This is a genomic window from Cupriavidus necator N-1 (assembly GCF_000219215.1).
GTDB classification, from domain to species: domain Bacteria; phylum Pseudomonadota; class Gammaproteobacteria; order Burkholderiales; family Burkholderiaceae; genus Cupriavidus; species Cupriavidus necator.
Genome location: NC_015723.1, coordinates 1,913,571 through 1,928,797 on the forward strand (window position 1 = coordinate 1,913,571; position 15,227 = coordinate 1,928,797).

Sequence of the window (15,227 nt, forward strand, 5' to 3'; positions counted from 1 at the left end):
CGCTCAGCCATGATGCGATGCTGCCAGGGTATCGCGCTTGATTTTCTTTGCCAGCGACCACTTGTGGACTTCGGTCGGGCCGTCGTAGATGCGAAACGCACGCACTTCACGGAAGACCTGTTCGACGATGGTGTCGCGCGACACGCCCATGCCGCCGAGGATCTGCACGCAGCGGTCAGCCACGCGGAATAACGCATCGGACACGGCCACCTTTGCCATCGAACTCTCCGCGGTGCCCAGGGAACCGCCGTCGAGCACCCCGGCGCACCAATCGATCATCAGTGCGGCCTGCTGCAGGTCGATCAGGTTCTCGGCCAGCATGAAGCCCACGCCCTCGTGGTCGATCAGCAGCTTGCCGAAAGCCTTGCGCGTGGTGGCGTAGGCACGCGCGGTCTCGTCGGCACGTGCCACACCGCCGAACCAGCGCATGCAATGCGACAACCGCGCCGGCGACAAGCGAACCTGCGCATAACGGAAGCCCTCGTCCACCTCGCCCAGCACCTGGTCCTGCGGCACGCGCAGGTCGTCGATCAGAACCTGTGCATGCCCGCCCGGCATGGAACTGTCGATGGTATCGAGCAGGCGCTCGATGCGGATCGCCGGATGCGGCAGGTCGACCAGGAACATGGTGGCCTGCGCGCGCTCACCGTCGCCGGTGCGCGCCATCAGGATGCCGACCCTGGCCCCTTCCGCACCGGTGATGAACTTCTTGCGTCCGCGGATCACCCATTCGTCGCCGTCCCTGACCGCGGTGGTCTGGAGCATCGACGGGTCGGAACCGGCCCCGCCTTCTTCCGCTGGCTCGGTCATGAAGAACGCGGAGCGGGCCTCGCCGCTGACCAGCGGTGCAAGGAAGCGTTGCTGCTGTGCGTCCGTGGCGACCTTGCCCAGCAGGAACATATTCCCCTCGTCCGGCGCCATGGTGTTGACCGCGACCGGCCCAAGGGGCGACAAGCCCGAGCGCTTGAGCACGGCCGCAGTTTCGAGCTGGGTCAGGTGAGAGCCGTCGGCCAGGATATGTGGCGTCATCACGCCGGCGGCGCGCGCCTGGTCGCGAAGCTCGGCGACCAGCCCGGCCGTCGGACCATGGGCTTCGCAGCGCGCATCGCGCTCATAGGGCACCACGACGTCGCGTACAAAGCGCTCGACGCGATCGGCAATGACACGGCTTCTTTCTGTGGGACAGGCGGTGAACATAGTGAGCCTCGTTGTCAGGTCAGGATCAGATTGTAGGACGGCACGCCGCCGGGCCGCTGTCACGGAAGGCTGTTCGAACAAGGAACCCCCGACATCTGGTCTGCAGCCCTTGCCTGCCGCCCAACAGAGTAATCGCATTACGATTACTAGTATGTGGATTTCACCTATACATATGCTCATAACAATCGACTAGTATGGCTTCAATCGAGCACGAGGGCACAAAGCGATGTCACTTGTATTGAAGCTGAAAGACCTGTTGGGACCCGATGCGGTTCTCACCGAAGCCGCGGACGTTGCCGCCTACATCGAGGACTGGCGCGGCCGCTACACGGGTCCGGCGCTGTGCGTGGTGCTGCCGGCTTCCACCGCGCAAGTCGCCGCGGTGGTGGAGGCCGCGGCCCAGGCCAACGTGCCCGTGTTGCCGCAAGGCGGCAATACCAGCCTGTGCGGCGGCGCGGTGCCAGCCCCGGACGGCACGCCCCCCATCGTCATCAGCCTGGCGCGCATGCGGCGCATCCGCGCCATCGATGCGGCCAACAACTCGATGGAAGTCGAGGCAGGCTGCGTGCTGGCCGCGATCCAGCAGGCGGCGGCGGAACAGGGGCGTCTCTACCCCGTGAGCCTGGGCGCCGAAGGCTCCTGCCAGATCGGCGGCAACATCGCCACCAATGCGGGCGGCACCGGCGTGCTGCGCTACGGCAACACCCGCGACAACGTGCTCGGCCTTGAAGTGGTCCTCCCTGACGGCCAGGTCTGGAACGGCCTGTACCGCTTGCGCAAGAACAACACCGGCCTAGATCTCAAGCACCTGTTTATCGGCTCTGAAGGCACGCTGGGCGTGATCACCGCCGCCACGCTCAAGCTGCACCCGCTGCCCACCGCGCACGCCATGGCGTGGCTGGCGGTGCGCACGCCGCAGGCGGCGCTGGAGATGCTGGGACGCTTCCAGCAGCGCTGTGGCGCCACGCTGTCCGCGTTTGAAATGCTCAACGACGTGCAATTGCAGATCGTGCTCGATCACGTGCCCGGCCGCCGTGCGCCCTTGCCTGCCAGCCATCCCTGGCACGTGCTGGTGGAACTTGCCGACACCGGCCGGCGCGAACTGCTCGACGAGGTGCTGCAGGAAGTGCTGGAGCAAGGCGTGGCCGAAGGCCTGGTCGACGATGCCGTGGTGGCCGCCAGCGGCGCGCAGCGCGAAGCCATGTGGCAGGTGCGGCATAGCGTCTCCGAAGGCAACAAAAAGGCGGGCCTGGGCCTGAACACCGATTGCGCCGTGCCGGTCTCGGCGGTGCCGCAGTTCATTGAGCGCGCCACCGCGGCGGCGCATGCGGTCCTGCCGGATTTGCCGATCATCGTGGTGGCCCACCTGGGCGATGGCAACGTCCACTTCATCCCGCTGGTGCCTTTCCCGCAGTGGGAAGCGCTGCCAGGGCGCGATGCCGTGGCCGCCCGCATCAAGCATGCCATCGACCAGGTGGCTTACGAGCTGGGCGGCACCTTCAGCGCGGAACATGGCATTGGCCAGGTCCTGACCGAAGAAATGGCGCAGTTCAAGCCGGCGGTCGAGATCGCCATGATGCACGGCATCAAGCGCATGCTCGACCCTCGCGACCTGTTCAACCCCGGCCGGCTGCTGCCGTCCCCACCTTCCCAGCAATAACGGCAATCAAGGAGCCCGCATGAACGATCACAGCCCCATCAACTCTTCTCGCCGGCGTGCCCTCAAGGTCGCCGCTGCCGGCCTCGGCACGCTTGCCGCGCCCGCCGTGCTCCAGTACGCGCGCGCGCAGTCCAAGCGCATCGTGGTGCGCGACGACGGCGGCATCTACACCAAGGCCTACAGCGCGGTGTACTACAAGCCGTTCACCGAGAAGACCGGCATCGAGGTGGTGGGCGTGCAGGCCAACGCCGAACCGGTGGCGCAGATCCGCAGCATGGTCGAGACCAAAAACTACACTTGGGACATGGCCAAGATCAGCCAGCCGGCCATCCTGCTGCTGACGCAGGGAGGCAAGGTCTACCTGGAGAAGCACGGCCTGGAGGGCGACGCCACCGTCAAGACCATTCCGGCGCATTTCATGTCGCCCTATGGCGTGGGCACCAACGTCTACAGCACGGTCCTGGCCTATCGCACCGACGCCTTCAAGGGCCGCAAGGCACCGTCGTCGTGGGCCGACTTCTGGAACGTCAAGGATTTCCCCGGCCGCCGCGCCCTGCGCAAGCACCCGTTCGACACGCTGGAAGAGTCCCTGATGGCCGCCGGCACGGCGACCTCCGCGCTCTATCCGCTCAATGTCGACCGGGCCATCGCCAACCTGGAGAAGATCAAGGCGAACGTGGACGTGTGGTGGAACTCCGGCGCCCAGGTTGAGCAGATGCTCAAGTCCGGCGAGGTCGACATGGTGGCCACCTGGGTGTCGCGCGCACAGAGCGCGGCCGCCTCCGGTGCGGAGGTTGGCATCGTCTGGAACCAGAACCTGTGGGGCGTGGACAACTGGTCCATCCTGGCCGGCACGCCGAATGCGCAAGCCTGCCGCGAGTTCATCAAGTTCGCCTCCGACCCGAAGCGCATGGCCTCGCTGGTGGAGTACTTCCCGGCGGGCGTGACCCAGCCGGATGCCTTCAAGTACATCAAGCCCGAGGTCGCGAAGAACTGTCCGACCCACCCCGACAACATCAAGTCGGGCGTGCAGATCAACGCCAAGTACTGGCTCGACAACCAGGCCGCGGTGATGGAGAAGTTCAACGGCTGGATCCTCAAGTGATCTGAACCTCTTCACCAGACACCACAAGCAACGACACGATGCCGAACTTCAAACTCAAGATTTCCGGGCTGACCAAGCGCTATGGCGACTTCGTCGCGCTGGCCCCGACCGACCTTGAAGTGGCCGAGGGGGAATTCCTTACCCTCCTGGGCCCTTCGGGCTCGGGCAAAACCACGCTGCTCAGCCTGATCGCCGGGCTGGCCGTGCCGGACGGCGGCCAGCTGCTGATCAATGGCAAGGACGTGACCTATGGCGCCCCCTACGAGCGCGATATCGGCATGGTGTTCCAGAACTACGCGCTGTTCCCGCACATGACGATCGCGGAGAACATCGCCTTCCCGCTGAAGATGCGCCGGGTCGACGCGGCCACGGCCAGGCGCCAGGCACTGGAAGCCCTGGAAATGGTCCGCCTGCCCCACGTCGCGGCGCGCTTCCCGAAGGAACTCTCGGGCGGCCAGCAGCAGCGCATCGCGCTGGCCCGTTGCCTGGTCTACAAGCCGTCGATCATCCTGATGGATGAACCGCTGGGCGCCTTGGACAAGAAGCTGCGCGACCACATGCAGCTGGAAATCAAGCGCATCCACCGCGAACTGGGCACGACCATCGTCTATGTCACGCACGACCAGGAAGAGGCGATGACGATGTCTGACCGCATCTGCCTGATGAACGGCGGCAAGATCGAGCAGCTTGGCACACCGTCGGACCTGTACTTCCGCCCGCGCACGCTGTTCGTGGCCGACTTCCTGGGCGAATCGAACCTGTTCGAGGGCACGGTCACGGAAGTGCGCGGCGACCACGTGGAGGTGGCGCTGGCACAGGGCGGCGCCGTCGCCCACGCGGTCACCAATGCGCCGGTGGCTGCCGGGGGCAAGGTGCGGATCATGGTGCGGCCGCAGAACATCGCCATGGCCAACGGCGTCACCGCCGCCAATGCGGTCAGCGGCAAAGTGCTGGACAGCATGATCACCGGCAGCCTGACCAAGCTGTACGTGGAATCCGACGCCGCCGGCCAGGCCCCGGTGGTGCTGTCTTACCCCACCTCGATGGGCGCTTCCCGGCATGCGGTCGGGCAGCAAGTCACGCTCACCTGGCAGCGCAGCGACGCTGTCGCCGTCCCGGATTCCCTATGACCGCCGTCGCCCTGCAACGCCGACCCCTACCCTGGCTGCGGCCCGCCTTGCTGGCCGCGCCGCTGGTGCTCCTGTTCGTGGTGCTGCTGGTCTACCCGGTCGGCCAGCTCCTGCTGCTGAGCGTCTACAGCGACGGTGCCTTCACGCTGGCCAAGTACCGCCAGCTGTTTGCGTCGTCGGTCTACGTCGACGTGATGCTGATCACGCTGAAGATCTCGCTCTGGACCACGCTGCTCTCCGTGGTCGCCGGTTACCCGGTGGCCTACCTGGTCTCCTCGCTGTCAAAGGACAGGAAGGCAAAGTGGCTGTTCTGGGTGCTGCTGTCGTTCTGGACTAGCTTCCTGGTACGCGCCTTTGCCTGGATCGTGATGCTGGGCCGCAACGGCGTGGTCAACCAGTTGCTGAGCGCCGCGGGCCTTCAGGACGCGCCTTCCAACCTGCTGTACAGCCTCGGGGCCGTGCTGGTGGCGATGGTGCATGCGCTGATGCCGCTGGCGGTGCTGACCATGCTGTCGGTGATGGAGAACATCGACCGCAACCTCCCGCGCGCGGCACTGACGCTTGGGGCACGGCCTGGCACGGCGTTCTGGCGCGTCTACTTCCCGCTCTCGATGCCGGGCGTGGCGGCTGGCGCCATCATGGTGTTCGTCACCGCCGTCGGCTTCTTTATCGTGCCCGCGCTGCTGGGCGGACGCAAAGAAATCATGGTCGCCCAGCTGATCATCGACCAGGTGCAGCAGACCATGAACTGGGGCTTCGCCGGCTCGATCTCGGTGTTGCTGCTGCTGGTGGTGCTGGCGGTGTTCGCCCTGTATGACAAGGTGCTCGGCCTCTCGTCGATGGCTGGCGCAGCGGAGCAACGCACCCGCTCCGCCGCCGCGCACGATGGCGTGCTGCATCGGCTAGGCGACAGCGTGCTGGGCGCGCTGGGAACGGTCAGCGACAGGCTGCTGGCATTGGTGCCGCGCGGCCGGCGCGAGCCGCAGCCGGGCGACTCGCTGCCGCTGCGCACGACCGTGCTGCTGGTGCTGCTGTTCCTGAGCGTGCCTGCGCTGCTGATGATCCCGCTGTCGTTCGCCGACAAGTCGGGCCTGAACTGGCCGCCGCGCGGCTTCACGCTGCAGCACTACCAGGACATGCTCGCGTCGCCGCTGTGGATGCAGGCCGGGCTGCGGTCGTTGCTGGTCGGCCTTGGCGCCGCGGTGCTGGCGCTGCTGGTCGGCACGCCGGTGGCGTTCCTGCTGGCGCGCTCGCAGATGCGGGGCAAGTCGCTGCTGCTGGCGTTCGTGCTGTCGCCGATCATCATCCCGCGCATGATCATCGCGGTGGGGATGTTCTACTTCTTCGCCAAGGTCGGGCTGGTCGGCACCTCGCTGGGCCTGATGATCGGCCACACCGTCATTGCCGTGCCCTACGTCGTCATGACGATGATGGCGGTGCTGCGCAACTACGACACGCGGCTCGACCTGGCGGCGCAAAGCCTGGGCGCCCGGCCCTGGCAGACGCTGCGCTACGTGACGCTGCCGATCCTCGCCGCCGGGCTGTTCTCGTCCTTCCTGTTCGCCTTCGCCACCTCGTTCGATGAGCTGACGATCGCCCTGTTTGCCTCTGGCGGACTGAGCGCCACCCTGCCCAAGCAGTTCTGGGACGAGGTGACACTGCAGCTTTCACCGGTGATTGCCGCGGTGTCTACCTGCCTGTTCGTCTTCATTACCCTCCTGATCACCTGCGCCGAGCGCTTGCGCCGCAAGAGCGCCGGGCGCTGAGAACCTTATCCATGAACAACAAGCTTACCGCCGCCGACCTGCGCGGCATCTTCCCCGCCATCCCGACGCCCGTGACGGCCGACGACAGGATCGACCAGGACGCCACGCGCAAGCTGATGGCTTATCTGCTCGCCAACGGCGTTTCCGGCGTGGTGCCGCTGGGCGGCACCGGCGAATACGGTGCCCTGGCGCGCGAGGAGCGCGTACGCATGGCGGCCCTTTGCGTCGAAGCCGCGGCGGGCCAGGTTCCCGTCATTCCCGGCGTGCTCGACCCGGGGTTCCACGATGCGCTGGATGCGGGCAAGGCCTTTGCCGGCGTCGGCGCCTCTGCCCTGATGGTGCTGACGCCGTATTACACCTCGCCGACCCAGCAAGGCATCCGCGACTATTTCCTGCGCTATGCCGACGCCTCGCCGGTGCCGGTCATGATCTACGAGATCCCCTACCGCACGCGGATCGCGATCGCGCCCGAGGTGCTGCACGAGCTGTCGCGCCACGAAAACATCATCGGCATGAAAGCCTGCAACACCGACATGTACCACTTCCTCAAGGTGGTGGCGGGTGTCGACGACAGCTTCAGCGTGTTCAGCGGCGAGGACAGCCTGTTCCCGCTGCACATGGCGGGGGGGGCCAGGGGTGGCGTGGTCGTGACCGCCTCCGTGCTGCCGCGCACCTGGCGTGCCATCTATGAGCTCGGCGTGGCCGGCAACACCGCGCAAGCGGTACGCCTGCACCGCGAGCTGATTCCGTTGCTGGACTTGGCCTTCTCCGAAACCAATCCGGGGCCGCTGAAATCCGTGCTCGACCTGGTGGGCGTGACCGCGCCGAAGGTGCTGGCACCGCTGGTAGCGCCGGCACCCGGGCTGCAGGCACAGCTGCGTGCCGAACTGACGCAGCGGCTGCAAGCCGAGGCTGCCCTCGCCTGAGGCGCCGACGATCATGCTGCCGGCCATCAAGGACTATCGGGACCTGGCGCGGCGCAGGCTGTCGCGCTTCGCCTTCGACTATCTGGAGGGAGGCGCTGAGGACGGGCGCACGCTGGCACGCAACCTGGCCGCATACCAGGCACTGCTGTTCCGGCCGCGCGTGCTGCGCGATGTCACGGAGATCGATCCCGGCATGGAGATCTTCGGCCGCAAGTACAGCCTGCCATTGCTGGTGGGCCCCACGGGGCTGAACGGACTGTACTGGCCGAAGGCCGAAGAGGCGCTGGCACGGGCCGCGCACGCTGAGGGCCTGCCCTTCGTGATGTCGACGGCATCGACCTCGCCGATGGAAGACGTGCGCGCCGCCACCGACGGCGACCTGTGGCTGCAGCTCTACGTGCAGCGCGACCGCTCCATCGCCGAGAACATGATGGCGCGCGCACGCGCCGCCGGCTTCAGCACCCTGATGCTGACCGTCGACACCATGGTCCACGGCAAGCGCGACCATGACATCCGCAACGGCTTTCGCATGCCGGTGCCGTGGACGCCGCGGCTGCTGGCTGACCTGGCGGCCCATCCGCGCTGGTGCCTGCGCATGCTGCGCCAGGGCGGCTCGCCGCAGCTCGTCAACCTGGCCCGCAGCAGCGGGATGGCCAACGACCTGAAGACGCAGGCGGCGGGGTTGAGCCGGCAGATGGACATGTCGCTGTGCTGGGACGACATCGCCTGGCTGCGCCAGCACTGGCACGGGCCCGTCATCATCAAGGGTATCCTTACGCCGGCTGACGCGGAAATCGCCGCCCGCCAGGGCCTGGATGGCATCGTGGTCAGCAACCACGGCGGCCGCCAGCTGGAAGGCGCGCCCAGCGCAGTCGAGATGCTGCCCGCCATCGTCGCGGCGGCGGGCAGGATGCATGTATTCGTCGATGGCGGCGTGCGCCGCGGCGCCGACATCGCCAAGGCGCTGGCAATGGGCGCCCGCGGCGTGCTGGTGGGGCGCGCACCGCTGTACGGGCTGGCGGCGCGCGGTCCCCGCGGCGTAGCGGAAGTCCTGGCCATCCTGCGTGGAGAATTCGAGACCACGCTGCGGCTGCTCGGCATTCCGCAGGCAGCGAGGCTGGACACTGCCGCGCTCTCGGACGACCATGCCGCGCGGCTGGCCGCACTGTAAGCCGTGAAAACGATGACAAGGACGAACAGGAGGTTGTGTGGATTCAGGTAATGAAGGCAACGGGCTGCGCACAAGGCGCGAGCGTTCGTCCCTGTTCGTCGGTTCGGTGGAAAAGGCCTTCCAGGTGCTGGAAGCCTTCCACGGCCCGGACCGCCGCCTGATGTCGATGGCGGAGATCGCCCGGGCGGCCGATCTCGACCGCAGCGCAACGCAGCGGCTGGTGCACACCCTGGAACAGCTGGGCTACATCCGGCGCCTGCCCGATTCGGCGATGTATGGGCTTGCGCCGAAGGCACTGGGCCTGTCGTACAACTACCTGCGCTCCAACGACCTGGTCGAGCGCGCATCGCCCTACCTGCTCGATATCAGCCGCACGCTGGGGGAAACCGCCAACCTGCAGGAACTCGACGGGCACGAGATCGTGTTCCTGGCCCGCTTCCCGGGGCAGCACCTGATCAACGTCGATTTCGGGGTCGGGTACCGGCTCCCGGCCGTGTACACCGCGTCCGGGATTGCGATCCTGTCGAAGCTGCCCGAGGCACAGCGCCTGGAGGTGGTGCGGGCGACCGCACTGAACCCCATCACGCCGTTCACGGAAACCGACCCCGACAAGCTGATGACGGCGATCCGCGAGGCCGGTGAACGCGGCTATGCCGTGGCCATGAACCAGACCGTGGTCGGCGACATCTCCGTCGCAGCAGCAATCACCGACCACCGCGGCCTGCCGGTTGGGGCCATCAACATCTCAGTCCCGTCCACGCGCTGGACGCTGGAAACCGCCCAGGCCAAGCTGGCCCCGCATGTGCAAGTGGCGGCCATGTCGATCTCGCAGGCGAAGCGGATGAGTTTTCAGACAGCATGAGCGATGCCTGAAGCCAAGCCGGCGCCTGAGGGAAGCCAACGTTCCTCGCTCGATGCCCTGCTGACCGAAGTACGGGCTTGCCGCGCCTGTGTGCCACACCTGCCGCTCGGCCCGCGCCCGATCGTGCGCGTCGGGGCCGACGCGCACATCCTGATCGTCGGCCAGGCGCCGGGGATCCGCGTGCACGAAACCGGCATTCCCTGGAACGATGCAAGCGGCGACCGGCTGCGGCAGTGGCTCGGGGTCGATGCCGCCACCTTCCTCGACGAATCGCAGTTCGCGATCATCCCCATGGGGTTCTGCTATCCCGGACGCGGCAAGAGCGGCGATAACCCGCCGCGCCGCGAGTGCGCGCCACTGTGGCTCGACCGGCTGCTGGCGGAACTGCCGTCGATCGAGCTGACCTTGCTGGTCGGCCAGTACGCACAGCGCCATTTCCTCGGGGCGCGCCGCAAGCCGACGCTGACCGAGACCGTCAGGGCATGGAAGGACTACGCGCCCGACTTGGTGCCGTTACCGCATCCGTCACCGCGCAACCAGCCGTGGTTCAAGCAGCATCCCTGGTTTGAGGGCGAGGTGCTGCCGATGTTGCGCGAGCGGGTTGGCCGGCTTTTGCGGCACGGCCCTGTGCAGCCGGGGTAGGTAACAAGCGATACTCCCCCACCCCGCCTGGCCGGCTGGACTCATTCGCTGGCCGTAAAGCCCGAGGCCGCGACCACCGGGCCCCACTGCGTGCGCTGCGCCTGGATGAGCTTGCGCAGGGCATCCCCCGGCTTGCCGTTCATTTCCATGCCCAGCGCAGACATCTTGTCGCGCACAACGGGATCCTTGATGGCGTCGAGCAGCGCCTTCTCGATCCTCGCCACCGTCGCCGGCGGCGTCCCCGCCGGCACAAAGGCCGAGTACCAGCCGGACGCCGCCTCGAAACCCGGCGCGCCCGCCTCCGCCAGCGTTGGCACATCAGGCAGCAGCCCCGACCGGCGGGTCCCGGTGACGCCGAGGAAACGGATCTTGCCCGCGCGATACAACTCCATCTGGCCCCCCACCGCATCGATACCCAGCGGCAGCGTGCCGCCGATCTCATCGGTCAGCATCATGACGGCGCCGCGGTAGGCAGTGGGCAGCAAGGGCACGTCAATCGACTTGCTGAGCGACAGCACGCCGAAATGAATGCTGCCGCCGAGCGTGACCAACCCGACGCCGCCCTTGTCCTGGTTGCGCTTCACCCATGCCAGGTATTCCGGCATGGTCCGATAGGGCTGGTTGATGCTGGCGGACGCCACCAGCGGCACGTCGGCCAGGTAGGCGACCGGAACCAGGTCCTTGTCGGGGTCATAGGCCAGGCGCTTGTAGGTCAGCGGAAAGATGGTGAACGGCGGCGCGGGTGAGATCAGCACCGTCTTGCCGTCCGGCGGCGCGCGCTTGACGTTCTCCAGCGCCAGCCGCGCCGATGCGCCGGGGCGGTTCTCGACCAGGACAGCCGTGTCGAGCGAAACACGCAGCTTTTCAGCAAGCGTGCGCGCGAAGATGTCCAGCGCGCCACCAGCCGCGAAGCCGACGACAATGCGCACGGGCGCGTCGCCGCTGGCGGGGGCAGCCATGGCAGGAACGGCACTGGCACCCAGGGCCAATGCCAGCGCGGCGGCCAGCCGTCGCAAGGGGGTCGAATATGTCATGCGGTCACTCCGGTTGACGGCGGCGGATGCGCTCAGGCGGCCTCGAGCACGGTATGCGCTTCCAGCGGATAGATCGGGCGGCGCAGGTTGCGGAACGGAAACTGGCTGTAGTCAGAGCTGCAGACGCCGGGGCCGGCCACCAGCACGATCTCGCTGGCGATCGGCTCGAAACCGGCGCGGAAGTGCTGGCGCGACTTGACCAGGATGTACTTGCGGCGCGACAGGTCGATGCCCGCGTGGGTGAATACGCCGGTATCGAACGGCTCCTGCGGCTTCTCGCAGATCACGACCAGCGTGCCGGCGACATCCAGCACCACGGTACGGCCCAGGCTCAGCTTCATGCCCGTGAACATCGGGCCGGTGACCTGGTAGTTGCCGTCGGTAATGCACTGCACCCTGCCGCTCAGCCGCAGCGGGCGGCCCTTCAGGTCCAGCGCCGGCATGTCGGTCTTGCCGCCCACATCCAGCGTGACAGACTGCCCGACGCCGGCGGCAATCAGTTCCGCCACGGCGCTCGGGTCCCAGAACGGCCCGGCGACCACGCCTTCGAGCCCCTGGCGCAGGACTTCGCCCAGCACCGTCATTTCATCCGTCGGCCCGCCCGCGCCGCAGTTATCGCCATGGTCGACCAGCACGACCGGGCCCTGCGTGAGCGTCTTGGCGCGCGCGATGGATTCCGCCATCGGCTCGATCGGGAAAACGAAATCAGCCCGGCGTTCCCACGCCATGCCGCAGAGATCGTCGAGCAGGCGCCGCCCTGCTTCGATCCTGGCGCCATCAGCCACGATCACCACGGCCAGGCCTGTGTGCGGGATGTCGGCAAGCGGGAAGCCACCGAACACCGAGGCGTTGAGCACCTCGCCATCGCGCTCAGCCGCCATCGCACGCTCCATGATGTCCTTCATGGGTTGCGCGCGCGGGGTCTGGCGCAGCATGTGGGTAAGCATCGGCAGCGTGCGCCACAGCAGGACCGGGCGGGCCTCGCCTCGCAGCGCCGCCATCAGGGTACGGGCGGCGCGTGCGCCGGTCTCGTACACGTCCACGTGGGGATAGGTGCAGTAGCCGGCGATCACGGTCGCATTGTCAACCAGCGCAGCGCTGAAGTTGGCGTGGAAATCCAGCGATACCGCAATCGGCACCTCGGGTGCGGCGGCACGGATGCGTGCCAGCAGTTCGCCTTCGGCATCCGGATAGCCCTCGGCCACCATGGCGCCATGCAGGTCCAGCATCACGGCATCGCAGCCTGCACGTACTGCCTCGACAATGCTGGCCGCCATCGACTCGAATGCTTGCGCCGTCACCATGCCACTGGGCACCGCGTTCGCCATCAAGGGCATCACGAACTCGTCGCCCTGGCGGCGTACCAGATCAATGAACGCGGCCGCGGCGCTGTTGGTGCCCTGGCAGGCACGCACCGCGTCGTCGCCGTAAAGCGGGCCAGCGGTGCTGCCGCGGTTGAACGCGCTCAATGGCGTGGCAATCGGCGAAAAGGTATTGGTTTCATGCCGCATCAGGGCAATGACAAATCGCATGGACTGGCTCCGACAGCGTGAAGGGTTCAGTTAGATTCGAGATCGACCGCGCGCGCAATGGCACCGTAGCGGATCGTTTCCGCTTGCAGGAAGCGGCGGGCCTGCTCGGGGGTGGAAAGGACCGGCTCATAGGCAAGCGTCTGCAGGCGCGCGGCAAAGTCCGCTTCCTGCACGCTGGCCTTCACTTCCCTGTAGAGCCTGTCGATGACCGGAGCCGGCGTGCCCGCCTTGACCACCAGCGCCAGGTTGCCGCATACCTGCAGCGCATCCGTGCCGCCCGCCTTCTGCGTTTCGAGGGCGGGAAACTGCGTGATGGGCTCCGCCTGCAGCGTGGCCAGGGGCTTGGCCTTGCCATCCTGGACGTAGTTGACCGAAGAGCCGATCACATCGACATGCGCGTAGGTCTGGCCGCCGATCAGGTCCGCCATGGCCGGCGGCGAGCCGCGATACGGAACGATGGTGAAATCCAGGCCATTGCGGCGCTTCCAGTCGGCCAGGCCAAGGTGCGCGGCCCCCGCGACGACATTGATGCTGATCGACACCTTGCCGGGATTGCGCTGGATATGCGTCTTCAGCTCACCCAGCGTCATCTCCTTGCGGTCGGCGCGCGTGATGATCCAGTGCGGCACGGTGCTGACGATGGTCACCGGCGTCAGGTCGGTATCGGGGCGATAGCGCAGGCCCTTGATCGTGAACGGATTGATATTGAGCGTGCCGTCGCTGGCCAGCAGCAGCGTATTGCCGTCGGCCTTCTCCTTGAGCACCGACGACACGCCCGGCACGGTCGCGCCGCCGGCGATGTTCTCCACCACCACCGGCTGCCCCAGCCGCTGTTCCAGCTTGCGCGCGAGCGTGCGGCCAATGATGTCGTAGGAACCGCCGGCCGGGAACGGCACGACCAGGCGCAGCGGCCGGTCGGGCCACGCGGGTGCGGCACTTGCGCAGGTGGCCGCGAGCAAGGCTGCGCCGGCAAGCATGCCGCGCATGATCGAGCGCAAATGGCTCACTGCTTCCATGGGTCTCCTCCTGAGGTCTGATTGCCTCGTGATGGCTTGGAATGAATCAGGTGATGCGCCGACTATATGGGATCCGTTCCGATACCAAAAGCGAATAAAAATCGCTGTTTGTTGAGCAAATGGTTAACTTGTAGAATGAGCCACCCAGCCCCGCCGATCATCGCCTGCCCCATGCCTGCCGAAACCTTCGCCCATACCCTGCTTGGCCGCCTCAAGCTGCGCCACCTGCGCATCATGCTGGCGCTGAGCGAGATGCCAACCGCCGCCGCCGTCGCCGCGCGCTTTCACGTCAGCCCCGCCGCGGTGTCCAAGACACTGGCCGAGATCGAAGACATCGTGGGCATGCCGCTGTTCGAGCGCAACCGCCGCGGCCTGCACCTGACCGAGCCCGGACGGGAGATGGCGGCCCATGCGGCGGTCTTGCTGGCGCAGCTCGAACGGCTCGCCGAATCGCTTCAGGCGGTGCGTGCCGGCAGCCAGGGTGCGTTGCGCATCGCGTTCCGGACGATGTCGGTGCAGCCCTTCCTGGCGCGGGCAATGAGCGACTTCTACCGTGACAATCCGCGCGTGGAGATCAGCGTGATCGAAGGCGGCATCGGCGAACTGGCGGATCAACTGGTGGATGGCTCGCTGGACCTGCTATTCGCCTATGACGATCCGCGCCTGTCGTTACCCGCGCTGCGCACGGCGCCGGTGGTCCCCGCGCAGAAGGTGGTGATCGTCGCCAGCCTGTACCATCCGCTGCTCACGCGCCGCAAGCTGGCGGCGCGGGAACTGTCCGGGCAGCAATGGTGCATTCCGGTGGCAGGCTCGCGCATGCTTCACCTGCTGCACACGGCGTTTCATACCCTTGGGGCGCCGGCGCCCTCGCTTGGCATCCGCACCAGCGATGTGGCCGCCACGGCTAGTCTGTTGCAGGCGGGTCATTTCCTCGCGGTGTTCCCCGAGCGCATTGCCGCGCAGCTCACCCTGGCCAAGGTGGCAAGAGTGCTTCGCTTCGAACTCGGCAGCCGCGTGGAGCCGGTAGTGGCGGTCTGGAACGACGAACTCACGCCACGCACGCCGGCGCGCCTGTTTCGCGAGCTCGTCATGCGCCGGGCCGGCGAGACCCTCATGGCCGAGCCAGTGCCGTTGCTGGCCGCGCGCGCGGTGGCGGCGGCTGGCATTCGCAAGCGCTGAGCGGGAA

At 66.9% G+C, this 15,227-nt stretch carries 13 protein-coding genes; 9 read left to right on the plus strand and 4 right to left on the minus strand.

Going from position 1 to position 15,227, the window contains the following annotated elements:
* Window positions 1-3: 3 nt before the first annotated feature.
* Window positions 4-1,197, minus strand: a complete 1,194-nt coding sequence (locus CNE_RS26765) for an acyl-CoA dehydrogenase family protein (RefSeq protein ID WP_013953424.1) — start codon at window positions 1,195-1,197, stop codon at window positions 4-6.
* A gap of 226 nt (window positions 1,198-1,423) precedes the next feature.
* Between CNE_RS26765 and CNE_RS26770 the strand changes: the two genes are divergently transcribed.
* From CNE_RS26770 to CNE_RS26805, 8 genes are read left to right on the plus strand one after another with little or no spacing between them, the layout of a single operon-like run.
* Window positions 1,424-2,857: an FAD-binding oxidoreductase gene (locus tag CNE_RS26770; RefSeq protein WP_013953425.1), complete on the plus strand. Its 1,434-nt coding sequence runs from the start codon at window positions 1,424-1,426 to the stop codon at window positions 2,855-2,857.
* 19 nt (window positions 2,858-2,876) lie between these two features.
* Window positions 2,877-3,962 carry an ABC transporter substrate-binding protein gene (locus tag CNE_RS26775; protein WP_013953426.1) on the plus strand — a complete coding sequence of 362 codons (1,086 nt, stop codon included), beginning with the start codon at window positions 2,877-2,879 and terminating at the stop codon, window positions 3,960-3,962.
* 38 nt (window positions 3,963-4,000) lie between these two features.
* Complete coding sequence (locus CNE_RS26780; protein ID WP_013953427.1) at window positions 4,001-5,092, plus strand: ABC transporter ATP-binding protein; 1,092 nt, start codon at window positions 4,001-4,003, stop codon at window positions 5,090-5,092.
* The gene (locus CNE_RS26785) at window positions 5,089-6,858 is read left to right on the plus strand and encodes an ABC transporter permease subunit (RefSeq protein ID WP_013953428.1); all 1,770 of its coding nucleotides are present in this window, start codon (window positions 5,089-5,091) and stop codon (window positions 6,856-6,858) included. The genes CNE_RS26780 and CNE_RS26785 overlap by 4 nt, the downstream gene beginning before the upstream one ends.
* 11 nt (window positions 6,859-6,869) lie before the next feature.
* Complete coding sequence (gene dapA / locus CNE_RS26790; protein ID WP_013953429.1) at window positions 6,870-7,784, plus strand: 4-hydroxy-tetrahydrodipicolinate synthase; 915 nt, start codon at window positions 6,870-6,872, stop codon at window positions 7,782-7,784.
* 13 nt (window positions 7,785-7,797) lie between these two features.
* Window positions 7,798-8,955: an alpha-hydroxy acid oxidase gene (locus CNE_RS26795; protein ID WP_013953430.1), complete on the plus strand. Its 1,158-nt coding sequence runs from the start codon at window positions 7,798-7,800 to the stop codon at window positions 8,953-8,955.
* 37 nt (window positions 8,956-8,992) lie between these two features.
* A complete protein-coding gene (locus CNE_RS26800; RefSeq protein ID WP_010810310.1) occupies window positions 8,993-9,817 on the plus strand; it encodes an IclR family transcriptional regulator in 825 nt (274 codons plus the stop codon).
* Between the two features lie 3 nt (window positions 9,818-9,820).
* Window positions 9,821-10,459: a uracil-DNA glycosylase family protein gene (locus CNE_RS26805; RefSeq protein WP_013953431.1), complete on the plus strand. Its 639-nt coding sequence runs from the start codon at window positions 9,821-9,823 to the stop codon at window positions 10,457-10,459.
* A gap of 41 nt (window positions 10,460-10,500) precedes the next feature.
* Here CNE_RS26805 and CNE_RS26810 read toward each other — a convergent pair whose 3' ends face one another.
* The 3 genes from CNE_RS26810 to CNE_RS26820 are packed head-to-tail and all read right to left on the minus strand — an operon-like array spanning window position 10,501 to window position 14,041.
* Window positions 10,501-11,493, minus strand: coding sequence for a tripartite tricarboxylate transporter substrate-binding protein (locus CNE_RS26810; RefSeq protein ID WP_013953432.1), 993 nt, complete (start codon window positions 11,491-11,493; stop codon window positions 10,501-10,503).
* 32 nt (window positions 11,494-11,525) lie between these two features.
* Complete coding sequence (locus tag CNE_RS26815) at window positions 11,526-13,025, minus strand: M81 family metallopeptidase (RefSeq protein WP_013953433.1); 1,500 nt, start codon at window positions 13,023-13,025, stop codon at window positions 11,526-11,528.
* Between the two features lie 26 nt (window positions 13,026-13,051).
* Window positions 13,052-14,041 carry a Bug family tripartite tricarboxylate transporter substrate binding protein gene (locus tag CNE_RS26820; RefSeq protein ID WP_013953434.1) on the minus strand — a complete coding sequence of 330 codons (990 nt, stop codon included), beginning with the start codon at window positions 14,039-14,041 and terminating at the stop codon, window positions 13,052-13,054.
* Window positions 14,042-14,176: 135 nt separating this feature from the next.
* Between CNE_RS26820 and CNE_RS26825 the strand changes: the two genes are divergently transcribed.
* Entirely contained in the window at window positions 14,177-15,220 is a 1,044-nt protein-coding gene (locus tag CNE_RS26825; protein ID WP_238553099.1) for a LysR family transcriptional regulator, read from the plus strand.
* Window positions 15,221-15,227: the final 7 nt, after the last annotated feature.

What these genes read in the sequence shown, in the direction of transcription:
- CNE_RS26780 (WP_013953427.1), top strand. Translation starts at nt 4,001, where the DNA reads ATGCCGAACTTCAAACTCAAGATTTCCGGGCTGACCAAGCGCTATGGC.
- CNE_RS26770 (WP_013953425.1), top strand. Translation starts at nt 1,424, where the DNA reads ATGTCACTTGTATTGAAGCTGAAAGACCTGTTGGGACCCGATGCGGTT.
- CNE_RS26805 (WP_013953431.1), top strand. Translation starts at nt 9,821, where the DNA reads ATGCCTGAAGCCAAGCCGGCGCCTGAGGGAAGCCAACGTTCCTCGCTC.
- CNE_RS26815 (WP_013953433.1), bottom strand. Translation starts at nt 13,025, where the DNA reads ATGCGATTTGTCATTGCCCTGATGCGGCATGAAACCAATACCTTTTCG.
- dapA (WP_013953429.1), top strand. Translation starts at nt 6,870, where the DNA reads ATGAACAACAAGCTTACCGCCGCCGACCTGCGCGGCATCTTCCCCGCC.
- CNE_RS26765 (WP_013953424.1), bottom strand. Translation starts at nt 1,197, where the DNA reads ATGTTCACCGCCTGTCCCACAGAAAGAAGCCGTGTCATTGCCGATCGC.
- CNE_RS26795 (WP_013953430.1), top strand. Translation starts at nt 7,798, where the DNA reads ATGCTGCCGGCCATCAAGGACTATCGGGACCTGGCGCGGCGCAGGCTG.
- CNE_RS26810 (WP_013953432.1), bottom strand. Translation starts at nt 11,493, where the DNA reads ATGACATATTCGACCCCCTTGCGACGGCTGGCCGCCGCGCTGGCATTG.
- CNE_RS26785 (WP_013953428.1), top strand. Translation starts at nt 5,089, where the DNA reads ATGACCGCCGTCGCCCTGCAACGCCGACCCCTACCCTGGCTGCGGCCC.
- CNE_RS26825 (WP_238553099.1), top strand. Translation starts at nt 14,177, where the DNA reads ATGAGCCACCCAGCCCCGCCGATCATCGCCTGCCCCATGCCTGCCGAA.
- CNE_RS26775 (WP_013953426.1), top strand. Translation starts at nt 2,877, where the DNA reads ATGAACGATCACAGCCCCATCAACTCTTCTCGCCGGCGTGCCCTCAAG.
- CNE_RS26820 (WP_013953434.1), bottom strand. Translation starts at nt 14,041, where the DNA reads ATGGAAGCAGTGAGCCATTTGCGCTCGATCATGCGCGGCATGCTTGCC.